The sequence below is a fragment of the Psychrobacter sp. Pi2-1 genome (assembly GCF_904846645.1).
Classification (GTDB): domain Bacteria; phylum Pseudomonadota; class Gammaproteobacteria; order Pseudomonadales; family Moraxellaceae; genus Psychrobacter.
Genome location: NZ_CAJHBO010000004.1, coordinates 1 through 13,488 on the forward strand (window position 1 = coordinate 1; position 13,488 = coordinate 13,488).

A 13,488-nucleotide genomic window follows, 5' to 3' on the forward strand; every position below is an offset into this window, starting at 1 on the left:
CATCTGGGGCTATTATCAGACCGTGAGACCGCATGCTTTCAACGATTATTTGCCGCCAGCAGAAAAAGAGAGACGTTACTTTAATCAAAACCTCTTATCAGCTGTCCTAAATTAGTTGACCACTACAGAAACGCTCCCTGATTTCTAAAGTGAGCGAGGATCAGTAAGTGTCTGGGAGACACTTACCCGAAGCGCAAGGTGCAGAGCTATGCTCGAGCAAGACGTTAAAAAATTGCATGTCAATTTTAGTCTCGCAAGAGAAAATTCCTTAAATGGAATTTTCTGAAGGGTTAGTAAGTATGTGGGCATACTTACCTGAATGGTAAACCAAGAGCAATACGTCAAAACACTTCCACAAAAAAGCCGTCTATCAGTGATAGACGGCTTTTTTGTGCTCACTAGATGCGGACTCGCAAGCTTGTCGATTCATCAAACATCATCTAAAGAAGTCAATAATAGTCTCAAGATATCAAATGACCACCTTGGGGATTACCATTATGCCAACACCTTTTCAGCTTCAAATTGATACTGCTAGCGACTCTATGACTGGTGGCTTTTCTGATTATTATCAAAACATGGTCAGCTACTTTCATCATAATCCTGCTCAAAATCTAAGCTATAGCGCTTTTTCTAACCGTACTAATAGAGCGACAAATGCGCTTATCTCTGAAGAAGAAGCCATATTCTATATCGTTGCTTATGGGTGGCAACATCACCAAAGTATGCAACATCTATTAGCCGAAACGATCGATGTCACCAGTGATGTGCCAGAGTACCTGCGCGTGATAGATTATGGCTGTGGTCAAGGCGTAGCAACCTTGGCATTTATAGATTATTTAGCACATAAAGGCGTTGCTCAACAAAGTACACTTGAGGTGCATCTGATCGAACCCTCAAAAGTTAGCTTAGACATTGCTAAGCGCCTGATTGAACGATTAGCATATGTCTATGGCATGCAAGTGTCTATCCATTGCCAGCAGTGCACTCTGGATGATGCAGTATTGCAATTGGATAGTGAATGCCGAGAAACCTTTCACCTACTATCTAATATCATAGATATAGAGACAGTGCAGAGCGCTCTACCAAATCTAGCAAAGCAAATACAGTCCTCTGTCGGTAAAAACTTCTTACTAGCTACCTGTCCGAAGTATCTACAAGCACAGGCAGGCTTTCACATATTGCGTCAAGAAATGGTCTTCGCTGACAACTGTCATGATGAGTGTTGGGAGATGACTTATCAGATGTACCGTGTCACACAGGCAAGCTGGAACGAATATACCTCTATACAGCGAATGCTCATGATGGAATGGACTAGTAGCTAATATAGCCTAACTGTGATACAGCATCATGCATTCAAACAGAAACAGAGATATCACTAAAACTCAAAGCTATTTATGACACATTACACATGCTTTACCTTGTCCATAGATATCATCCATATCTAGCTCAGGCTCACCATCAGGTCTAAGAGGATTAACTTTAATCCGCTTTTTCATTTTTGCTATTCTTTTTTCATGATCGGCTTTAATTTCAGCAATGCGCTCAGGGCGACTGAGTTCTTCTAATGACTCACGCTCCGACCAAGTGAAAGGGGTTTGATTAGCGAGCGCTTCTTTCTCATAAGCCATAGCCTCTTTAAAGGCTTGAGGATGACGTTCTAATAATCCTACCCATTCTATCTTGCGTTGAAAGAAACAAAAGGTACAGCCACTGCGTGTACGCCATTCATAATACGACGGTAGCCCTACTCCAGAGTTTTCTAGTATATCCATCACACCTGGCTTATCGATACCATCTTCTCTAAAAGGTAATTTAATGACAAGTTTTTCATCACTAGAGTCATAACCAGTACGGTACGGCTCATCTGAACGAATAGCGACATATGAATGCACCTCATAACCATCATTTAAAAAGCCCTGCACCCAGTCTTGGAACGGTTTTAGCTTCATTTTAATAGTACACCAGCGAGCCTGGGGAGATGGCAAGTAGTCATTATGCTGAGTTAACCAAAAATCAAAATCTCTGTCAGGATTAATATGTTGTACGGGCTTACCTAAGTAACCCTCTAAATAAGAGAGATACTCATACACCTCATCGAGTTCTTTGCCAGTATCCGTAAAGAAATACTCAATCTCTAAATCCGGGTAGTTATCACGCATATAAATAGCTAATGCTGCACTATCTTTACCACCTGATATACCTAATACGTGCTTGATTTTTGACATTTAAGATTCTTCCTTTTCAGCATCTTCTTCATCATTTAGAGCTTCTAAAAGCTTTGCAATCACAGCGATCCTATCATTCATATCGAATTGACTCGCTTTCAGAGCATTTGCAATTTCTTCTACTTTTTGATTGATAGGTTCTATATTTTTAGACGTAATATGCGCTTCTCGTACTCGGCTGGTCGTTGCATTAGGAGACTTAGTAATCACCCCGACTTTTTGTCTATCTGGGCTGGCATTCACATCTGCATTGACCTCTGCTTCCAAGAACTGAAATCCATACGTCGCAATACGCTGTTGCGCCTTGATAATGTCTTGATCGATCCATTTCTTAGAAGGCTTATTACCTGCTAGTAAACTAATGAGACTTTCAGCATCATTCATAGAGCCATCGTATTTAACAAGTCTAGCTATAAATGCATCTAACAAATAATCACCAGACTTGCCAAATAAAGCTTCAGAACGTTGATTGATTTCAGTATAAGGGTTAATACTATCTTCTTTTATTTTAAGATAATTCTGTAGTCCCATATTTATTTCAGATACGAGGTCTGGATAAACCTTATCTAACTCTTGTAGACCTTCGATGATTTTTTCTACTTTTGCATCATCATCATCTGCTGCGCTAAAGAACTTTGGTAAGTCATCAAAGAGTAATTGGTTAGGATCATTTGCTTTTTTCAAAATATCACGCAGCTGCTTAGTTTTAGGTGATAATTTATTGGTACGTTGAATCCATGGATGCAAGCCATAGAAAATACTGACTAATGCTTGAGCAATAGGTAAAGGTTCATCCTCAATCTGAGTATTTAGACGAGCGCCGAAATCTTCTTGCAATCTATCTCTTAAAACATGAATCCACGATTGGACACCCTCTAAGAAAGATACTTCTCTTACACCTACATCAGCAGGGACTTTAATTAGATACTCAGCCAATAAGTATTGAACCGAAGGCTTGTATTCACCATTAATATAATTAGCTAAATCACTATGACGCGACAATATATAGGCAATATATAGAATTTCATGAAGTCCTGCTTTAACGCCATAAGGAGGTGCCTGCCAGGCTTCGTAGATCTCCTTAGCAGTAACCAGATCTCCTTTAGCCTCAGCAATGATGTTATCAGCACACGTCCAGATAGCCTGTAACTGTATATCATCGGGCTTAGAAAAATAATAGTTACCTTCACTATCCGCCTTATGCAAACCATTTTTGACAATAACTGATTCATATATGCCTTTTTCAGGTGGGTACTTATCAATTCCTAAGCTTGCTTCTTCACTACGTTCAATCATACGTTTAAGCAATTCACGAATAGCGCCTTTTGCGCTAGGTGAGGGTTTATTGCGATTGACCAGTTCGTTATTACAAATGAAATTTTCAGTAACTTGCTTATCGGCGATGGTTGATGCAAGTGCTGAAAGCTTGAATCGATTCAACTGGGTTTCAGGACTTGCTAAATGCCTGCTATACCATTTCGAGGCATTCAAACTCTTATCAAGCAGCGTATTCAAGGCATCTTCAATTTCAACCAAACGCCCTTCAGTTTCTTGACGTGCAATCTTATCGTTCAGCAATCTCTCTTCATTTTTCAAGATGTTACTTAAAGCGATTTTATCTTTTAACATATCTATGATAATCGTATGACTATCTAAGACGGCAACCACCAAATTATTAAATTCATCAGAGTTATCTATTTTTTTACAAACCTCTGTTGCCAACAATACTTCTTCATCATTTTTAGGTATCAATAGGCAGAAGTATCCGACTAACGACGCATTGATACTATCTTGCAGACCCGTAAGTACACTTTCTGATGCATCGGTCACTGGAAGTAATTTCACTTCCATCCAACGGAGGCTACCAGTAAGTTGATAATGTTTTTTTGCAACGATAGGTTCAAACTGTTCTAGCTGCTCAAATGGTAGCGAGTCAAGATCTTGAATCTGTTCTCTCACCGCATCGTTTAGGTTAAAGTCGCTACCTTCACTCAGCACGTAGGATTGTTTAAATTTACTATAAAATATAATCGAAGCAGATTCTAAAGACTTGATAAGCTGATTCAGTTGCTCTTCATTTATATCTAGTAGTGTCTTTAATAACTCAGGACTCGCATGCACTCCTGTACCATCTGCGAAAATACTAATCAAAGCAATTATTTTGATTAACTTAACAGCAGCCTCGTCATCAAGTCCTTCATAACGGTTGACCGCCGTTTGAGACAGTAGCCATTGCTTACTGTACTCAGAAGCAATAATAGCGCTATTCAAGTTACTATCTAGATAATCCCAAAACTGATGAGGCTTAAATAAGGCAAACTCATCCAACGTAGTGTTTTTTAGATAATAACCAAACCCATTTGGTTCAGAAGACATTAAGAAAGAGAAAATACTACGCTGATTTTGGCCGAAATTCTTTTGAGACAATTTACATAGTAAAATTGCTACAAGCGGATGTAGGGGAAATACATTCCTTAGCAACTTGGTTAAACTCTCTGAGTTGGTTTGACGGTAATTAGCAATATTAACAACTAGCGATTGGATTTGCGTTGTGAACTCATCGTTGTTTTTGGATTGTTCTAACTGTTCATTAGTTATATTAATGACCTGACCAATAAGAAAAATCTGCTCTTCGACCGATAATGTAATAGCGAAATCGACAAACCTACCCTGAATCTTCATCCATTCATTATGTGTTTTAGCAGTTGCTTGACGTGCATAAGCTGTAAAAGATTGATGCAACATACCAATTAAAAGCATTCTTCCATTGGTTCTATTCACAAATTCAGCAAGCTGCTGCAGAAAATAAATGTCATCTGGACGATGGCTTTTGGCTGCACCATCAAACACCTTACCTAGCTCATCAATAAAAACAATCAGACGTTGTTCATCATCGATATAGTTATCCAATGCCTCTAAAATATCCTTAGCATCTGCACTTGAGGGTAATCCTAGCGCATCTTTAAATATTTGCTCTGGCGCTATAGTTTGCCCTGTTAGGTTAAGCGTTTTCCATTGTTGGTCTTTAGAGTTAAAGTGTTTAACAATAGCATTCTTATTCTTTTTACTTAACTTAGAAGATGCGATTTCCACAATCTCTTTGTCATCACTTACCAAGCCCTGTAGAAACAAGGCCAAACTCGACTTGCCAGATCCAAACGGGCCTGTCCAAGTAAATGCTGTCTGTCCGCCGTTTATATGAGCAATCATATTAATTAGAATTTGTTCATACGACGCAGTACAGTAAAAGTTACTGATAGGACCTTTATTGTTGCTATCAGCATAGATATTGATAGAGCGTTGGAAATATTGATTTCGCTCTATGTGGTCAATAAGGTAGTTATCTACATTAGGGCTAGTATTCATGACTATTTATAACTCTATAATTAATTTATTAAAAATACCGTAATTAAATATTTTTTAGGACCTATTAATGGCTATAGTCTTCATTTCGCATATGCTCTACGCATTGCTCAAAAATGGCATCAAGACTACTACCATCAGTTATTTGAAATTGGCGAATCCCAGCAGACTGAGTCCACGTCAAAGAATATGTAGAGTGTTGTAGCTGCTCTGCATAATCTATAATCGCATCTTCATCTAACATGAATACCCGACCTGGAGAACATTCGTCATAAGTACACATCTCTAGTGACAAGGTATCAGCTGCCCCATTATGAATTCGCCAACAGTTGATTAACGAATAAACGAAAACATGCAGCGTCAAAGAGTTCTTCTCACCTCGTAACGCTCTAATATTTTGCTTATTAACACGAGTCAATAGCCCAAGCTCGACTAGCGGACCTTCTAATACATTTTCAAAATCATCATTCGCTTTACGAGCTTTTGTTGTGTAATTTTGAATTAAGCATTCAATATCTTTCTTTATGGTTGAATCTGAAGGAGCAGATAAGCCATGATCTTTAAAAAAATCTTTTAATAATCGAGCAAATTCTTCTCGACTTAACTCTGACTTCGTATTGATATTAAATAGCCAATAGTAGGTTACTAAATTAGGATTTGTGACAAGGCATAAATGCAATAGCCAAATGGTCGAAGGCGACTCTAGATAAGGGTCTAAACCATGGTCAGCGAAAATATTGACAGAGTTATAGAAAAAATTGAGTTGCTTAGTTACATCTACAGTATCGTTTTTCGAAATTTCATCAATTATCGTAGTAGGCTGTGTATTATAATAAGCACTATTATCTCTGATAATCATGGCCGTCTGTGTTGACCAAAATCGCATAGCATTCAACATATTTTTACCAACACCAAAGTCAGCAATAGCCGTGTCTTGAGAAAAAACGTTTTCGATTTCCTCAGATTCTGGCTGTACTGCAATTTGATCATGGACTTTTTTCAACCAGCCATATCTTAATGGGAAAGTATCATGGCCTGAAAGAGTTGGTTTTATATTATCTATCAAAGATGCAAAGTAACGCATAAATTTCAATCAATCCATATAATTTTTAATAAACTTGTATAGTTGCTTTCTATATTGGAACAACTCTCCAATGCAAAATTATATCATGTTACTAACTTTATGTAATGAGATTCTCTTTTTTTTATCCTAAAAACTATCCTATACAAATAAATAATGAAAATATTATGAAAAACATATATTTAGACTATAATTCACACACTCCATGCGATATATCAGTCATTAAAGCTATGCAAGATATATGGTCTCAGCCTGGAAACCCTCACTCAGATGGGCACTCTTTTGGGTGGAATAAGCAAACATTAGTCAGTGATAGCCTTAAGATATTCACTGATATATATGACTGCTTCGAGGAAGAACTGTTATTTACCTCAGGAGCAACTGAAGCCAATAATTTAGCTATCTATTCAGGCATTCCTATTGCCGAAAAAACGAACCCACAAGCAGACACCATCCTAACCAGTCACTTAGAACATAAATCCGTCTTAAACCCATTAGAGATAGCTGCTAGTAAACATGGTCTCAAACTACTCTATGTGGACATCACATCGGACGGTATTATCGATTTACAGGATCTGCAGACCAAGTTTAAGCAGAATAGCGTGCTATGGGTTTCGTGCACGATGACCAACGGCGTTATAGGAACAAATCAGCCTATCTATCAAGTCGCTGAGCTATGCCAGCGCTATGATGCGATGCTGCATGTAGATGCCTCACAAGCAGGTTATCTTGATATTTCCTGTCATGACTTAGAAGTGGATTTCCTGACACTATCAGCTCATAAAATATATGGTCCATCAGGCATTGGTCTCTTGTATTCAAAGCATCTTCAGAACCTTGATTTTATGCCTATGATTTCTGGTGGTGGCCAACAAGATGGTCTTCGTGCTGGCACATTGCCTGTACCATTGATTGTTGGATTCGCTGACGCAGCTAAAGTACTAGATGAGGTTAGAGAATCTGAAGCTTTACGATTGAAAAAACTGAGAGATGCCTTGTTAGATGGCTTGAATCAAACGCTTGAAATTAGAGTATTTGGTAACATGGAGGACCGCCACCCTGGTAACTTATACTTAGCAATCGAAAATTTCGATAGCATGCAACTGCTGAACAATTTGCAACCATACCTCGCTTTTTCGCTTGGCTCCGCTTGCGACGGTTTGAGTCGTGAATACTCCCCTATCATGAAAGCGATGAGTGTTCCAAAGGAACTCGCTGAATGCGCATTTAGAATTTGTATCGGACGGATGACTACTACTGCAGAGATTGATTTGGCAATAGACATGATAATAGCTGAAGTTAAGAAAGTTAGCTAAATTTCGTATATATCAACTAATCACTTCTAGTTGCAACGAAGTCACTCTATATAAAAGCACAATCATAAAAAGCACACAAAGAGTTTTGTGTGCTTCCTATTAGGACTTGAATCTATACTAAATAATTTTATTCATCGATTACAACGCCTGACTTTTTATCATATACCTATGAAAAATGAATCAGATTGTTCATCATTGATATAGCTATTAAAGCCACGCTCTTCTAGCGCAGTAATATCTAATTTCTTCACAACTTCTTTAAACTGGCCTTTTCCATCATCAATATAACCTACAAAGAAACATTGACCCTTTTCAAGACTATTGAGTTGTTCAATCCAGTCACTTTTTTTCAAATCAGGATGGACTTTAGATAATAGATCAGCAAAACTGCTTATTTCTGTAGTTGCAGGTTTAAAAAATAGTTTCGTAGAAGCTTGAAACAACCTATCCTTTTGTTCATTAGTAAAATTACTAACTGTTTGCGTTGCTAAAACCAAACTGATACCAAATTTTCTGCCTTCACGTAGTAGCTTATCAATTGGGGAGTCTGCACTATGATCAAGGTTTTGCATCTCATCTAACACAATTGTAATAGGCTTACTCTTGTGACCATGTTTTTGCACATATGCCCATAAATCCCACAAAACAAACTCAGTAATAATTCTCTGTAAATCTTTGGGAATCTGAGTGAGCTGAATAATTTGTACAGCGTGTTCCTTACGTACTTTATCTTCATACAAGTTAGTAGAAGCAGTGTTATCAAAACAATTCATTTTTACTAAGGTACGAATTTTATTAGCAACACTTTCGCCCCGCGTACCTTCATCTTCTAAATCCTCAACAAATCCTTCTAAATTGTAGCGGGGGTTAGCTGTTAGCCCAGCTTCAAGTACCTTATCAATAATTGCAACTTGCTGGCTTCCAAAGTCTGAATATACAGAATTTAGAATATTTTTTACTCTAATCGCTACCTGAAAAGGTTTTTCTATAATAGTTTGGCCAGGGAAGATTTCTGTTGAGTAACTTTTAAATGGATTAATGGGCAATGGATCTTGTATGACGAAATACTCTTGGGGCTTACAGATATCTTGATATATAAGTTCTGATTGATGCTTCAAAAATCCATCTGTGTAATCAATAATAAAAGAAGAAACACCTGCTAATGCTAATTCAGAGAGTAAGCACTGAATTGCATACGTTTTTCCTGAACCTGAAGAGCCGAAAATAAGCAAGTGCCGGTTACTTAGCTTCGCATGATTATATTCCCAATAAATCGGATTTTCTCTTCTACCTTCTCTCCCGAACATTATCTTTCTGTCTTCAATATTCTCTACAGTATCAGACGTATCAGACGTATCAGACGTATCAGACGTATCAGACGTATCAGACGTATCAGACGTATCAGACGTATCAGACGTATCAGATACTGTACATTCAATCGTCGCCTGACGTGTTGCTAATTTTGTAACAGATACATCGTCGAAAATAGAGCCATCTGCCCTACCTATATCTATAGTTGGCGTTTTAACAATAAATTTAGAGGCATTGTCATTCTTATCTTCTTTACTTATCGATTTTGTTTTAGGACCCGAAAAACCTTCCGAATAAAAATTATTTAGGATAGTTTTTTCAAAACTGACTTCTGAGTACTGTCTAACAAAATACTTCTTTGAATCTTCTTCTAGATTATTAAACTCATCAGCATAGAATTTTTCTATTATCGAAGAGTCATTACTATTATCTTCGGTATGGCATATCACTACACTAGATGTCCAATGAATTGTAAAATCACCTTCGCTTAATCGTTCAAGGGCAATATTCAGCTGTTCAACTTCGGTCTGATTAATATGTGAGCGTATTACTAAAGCCCTGTGCAGCTGTCCCCACCAATATCTTCTATTATAGCCATGATTACTTTTTTTACTGTCTTTTGGCGCAAACAATTTACTTAAATAGTGGATGCTGGCCTCAATTTGATCTTCAGCTTTTTTTACCAAATTTGGCGAGCCAACTTTAGCTTCGACAATATGAGCATTTAATATCGGCTTATTATTTTGATCTAATTTCAGTGATAACTGCAATAAGTCTGCTCTATTATAGCTATCTTGTAATTTAAACCAGTGTTGGCATGAATCTAGAGGTATCCACTGGCTAAGTAGACAATCCTTTGGTTTAGAGATTGCTTTGATAGACAACGCATAGCCATACAAATTTCTTACAGCTTCATTATTACCTAGAACCGCTTTAATATTAGCAACACCTGATAAAGACTCATTCAGACATAATACTTCATCAACTAACTGTAATAGTGTTTCTTTATGAAGATAATGCATGATACCGGAAATATGATTATATATGCTTTCCTTAAGCTTCTGTTGGGCGTCGTGTGCAGTTGATAAAGTAACATTTAGCTCGCCATAATGACCATGACCAGAACTAAAACTGATAACTTTATGGTTTTCATTGTTACCTTTCTGCAGTAGATTATAATCAAAGTATTCATCAATATTGACTACCCACTGCGATATCTGATGTAGCGTTTCAATAAACTCAATATCAGCTTGCTCATATTCCATTTTAGATACGACAAAATACTGCTCATTTTCACTTCGATTGGATACCTCGAGGTTAGCAGTCAAGTTTGCGTGTTCAGATTGGATGGCAATCTGTCGCTGACTAAGGCGTAGTTCGCGTAGGTTATCTTGCTGTTGGATAATAGGTTTTGGATAGTAAATAATTGGAAAGATTAAGCCACGATCCTCATTTGATTGTAAGGATATAATAGGTGCTGGATCAGTCTTACCGTAAGTTCTATTTTGTAAAAAGCTAAAATTAAACACCATATCAAAGCAACCAAGACCGGTTGCATCTTGTATTTCAAGTATTGACTCTAAACTTCTTTTGATATGACCTACTTCAGAATTAAAATGGCTAATTTTCAATTCTATAACCTTGTCCTTTTTAGCAAACTTGTCGACTAAATCTTCTTGCCAGTTTTTTAATGTATTCACTGCAGTTAATTTGGATAAGCCAATGGTATAGACTGAAATATGTAATGAATAATGAATACGATTTGGGTCTTTGATTAGAGAGTCTTGGCAATATTTTGTTACTCCAGCTAGTAGCGAGGGTAGATTCGTTACATTTGTTGCTAATACACGTAGTCCATCTTTTGCATGAAAGTAGACCTTCTGGTAATCATTGAGTGTGTTATAAACAATACTTTCTTCAGGAGTAATAGCTTGTACATCCTGAGTGTCTTCATCATCATTTTCTTTCAGCAAAGCCTGTACAGATAAATCGATATTATCATCAAGTGGCTTACCAATATAATGCAGCCAACTAAAAGACTTCGCATGAGTACTAATACCCTGTTTTTGGTTTAGGGCAAGGACTGGTGTTTCAATCTCAGACTGAACAAAAACATCATCAATACTATTTTTGTTAAATATATAGTTTGAACCACTATAGACATCAGAAACAGCAAAAGTAATAAAATCTATCTGAGCCGAGACTAATTCAAATACTGCCGGATGATAAGCATTAATTAATACTCCCTCTATTGCATTAAAGCCACTATAGCCTAAACTTTCGGTCATAAAGAAACCATAATAGAATCTTTCTTTAATGTCTTGTGCGATATAGGCTTCAGATGCCATTATCTTTTTTAATACGGAGCTATAGGCATTTAAAAATATTTGAGATTGATTTCTGGCAACATATAATCCTTCATCGACAACACATTCTAGTAAACTTATATAGGTGTTGCTTAAATTCTGAAGTGATAAATGAATATCTTCTGCTTGTGAAAAATCATAATCTTTGAAAATATCGATGACTTTCATATCATTCAAGCCTAAACTTGTTAAGCGACAAGCCTCTTCTTGATTTGAAGCATGATAAATTGCTTGATAGATTTTTTTGTTCATGACTAATATAGGTAAAAGACATCCTTTATTAGCCTCTATTTTTTGTAGTATTGTTTTTGCGAGTTGAACATGTAACCGCTCGATCTGAAACTCTGATAGCTTCCATTTAAACAAATATACTTCAGTACTTTCTCCAACTATCTCTGTCTCAAAAACTACATGTGGATTGGAAGTAGACGAACGATAAGTGGTATCTTTATTAAGTGGTAAAAAATCCACGACACAATTTTCGATCGCTAAATCTAAATTCCCGATATAATCCTCTATACCACCCAACACTCCTTTCAATACACATCTAGCCAGCTCATCTTTATTTATATTATTATTTTGAGCATCTTTATTATTGAAATCGTGCTGAAAATGCTTGATTCTAATAGTAACTAGCGAAATACTACGAGATTGATGCTCATTACTAAATCTCTCTAAGGAAAAATTTAAACCTTTACATACAGCTTCAAAGCTATGGCAATTGAAAGAAGGTATACTTGTATTAGAAGAAGCCTCCTCCTTTTCTTCTTTTATATTTAAAGCTTTTAATACAGGCAATAAATCTGTTTCGATGAGTTTTGACTTGCAATTGTTATCTGCATTAAGCATAAAGTTTTCTATGTAAGAAAAATAGAGCTTAGCATCTATTTTATTACCTGATATATCAGATACTTCGAATTCAGAATTTTCCATTAAGTATTTTCTAATTTTATCAAGATCTTTTATTTTTCTACTACCTTGATTATATAGGCGATGAGAAATAAATTGATGAGCAGCTTTTAAATATTGATGGCCTTTTTTACTCTTAAACAACTTTATATCATCCTCAACATGTAGATAAGGAAGACCTAAGTTAGTTAAGCTTGAGAATAAACTACATAACAAACTATCATAGTCTTCACTATATTCGTCATTTGAAGAGTACTTCGCTAACCATTCTTCAAGTAAGTCTGCTTTTTGGCTCAATGTCAGAGGTACTAGACTGTTTATCAACATTAAATAATCATTTAGCTGATTATAATGTTGCTCTCCAAGCGTTAGACCTTCGTTTTCAGCTATTTCTTTTAACCATTTATTATAATTACCTCCTAATGAGTCCCAAACTTTGTTACTTGTACAAACAAAGAAATCTGCGAGTCCTCCTTTATCAGTTGTATGATCAATACCTACTAGTAGAACAAATAGTCTTTCAACGCCCTCATCAACAGTGGTTCTATTACGATACCAAGTTAACTTATCTTCTTCATCCAACCATGAGTTAAGTCTTAGTATAGTAAAAGCTTCAGTATCATTACTACTTAGCTTTAAAGTCTCCCAATACTTAACCAAGCCATGAGCGACCTTCAAATATGATGCACAAACACTTACAGGATATAATACTGTCATTTTTTTAAAAATTGACAGTACTTGATTAGGCATCAAGCTTTGAGTGATAATTCTAGTTTCACCAGCATGAGTTAATGAATTATCAATGGTATTTTGTAAATAGTCAGTGTAAGCAGATAAAAACAACTCACTTGAAAGGTTCATAATTATTTCTTCTTTAATCATTTATTTTTTTATCTAATAGCTGAAGCTGATTAATC

Annotated in this window: 6 protein-coding genes; 2 read left to right on the forward strand and 4 right to left on the reverse strand. The window is 36.4% G+C overall.

Annotation, left to right across the window (positions count from 1 at the left end; genetic code table 11):
- Positions 1 to 497: 497 nt before the first annotated feature.
- Positions 498 to 1,322 (forward strand): class I SAM-dependent methyltransferase, encoded by an 825-nt coding sequence (locus JMX91_RS03670; RefSeq protein ID WP_201547714.1) that lies wholly within the window; start codon positions 498 to 500, stop codon positions 1,320 to 1,322.
- 66 nt (positions 1,323 to 1,388) lie between these two features.
- Here the strand turns inward: JMX91_RS03670 and JMX91_RS03675 are convergent, their stop codons facing one another.
- From JMX91_RS03675 to JMX91_RS03685, 3 genes are all read right to left on the reverse strand, one after another.
- Positions 1,389 to 2,225 carry a phosphoadenosine phosphosulfate reductase family protein gene (locus JMX91_RS03675; protein WP_201547715.1) on the reverse strand — a complete coding sequence of 279 codons (837 nt, stop codon included), beginning with the start codon at positions 2,223 to 2,225 and terminating at the stop codon, positions 1,389 to 1,391.
- Positions 2,226 to 5,591 (reverse strand): hypothetical protein, encoded by a 3,366-nt coding sequence (locus JMX91_RS03680; RefSeq protein ID WP_201547716.1) that lies wholly within the window; start codon positions 5,589 to 5,591, stop codon positions 2,226 to 2,228. It lies immediately after the preceding gene.
- A 64-nt stretch (positions 5,592 to 5,655) separates the two neighbouring features.
- The gene (locus tag JMX91_RS03685; protein ID WP_201547717.1) at positions 5,656 to 6,672 is read right to left on the reverse strand and encodes a DUF4007 family protein; all 1,017 of its coding nucleotides are present in this window, start codon (positions 6,670 to 6,672) and stop codon (positions 5,656 to 5,658) included.
- A gap of 164 nt (positions 6,673 to 6,836) precedes the next feature.
- On the opposite strand from JMX91_RS03685, the gene JMX91_RS03690 reads away from it, so the two are divergent.
- Positions 6,837 to 7,985: a cysteine desulfurase family protein gene (locus tag JMX91_RS03690; protein ID WP_201547718.1), complete on the forward strand. Its 1,149-nt coding sequence runs from the start codon at positions 6,837 to 6,839 to the stop codon at positions 7,983 to 7,985.
- 158 nt (positions 7,986 to 8,143) lie between these two features.
- Here JMX91_RS03690 and JMX91_RS03695 read toward each other — a convergent pair whose 3' ends face one another.
- On the reverse strand, positions 8,144 to 13,432 hold the full coding sequence (locus tag JMX91_RS03695; protein ID WP_201547719.1) for an ATP-binding protein: 5,289 nt from the start codon (positions 13,430 to 13,432) through the stop codon (positions 8,144 to 8,146).
- Positions 13,433 to 13,488: the final 56 nt, after the last annotated feature.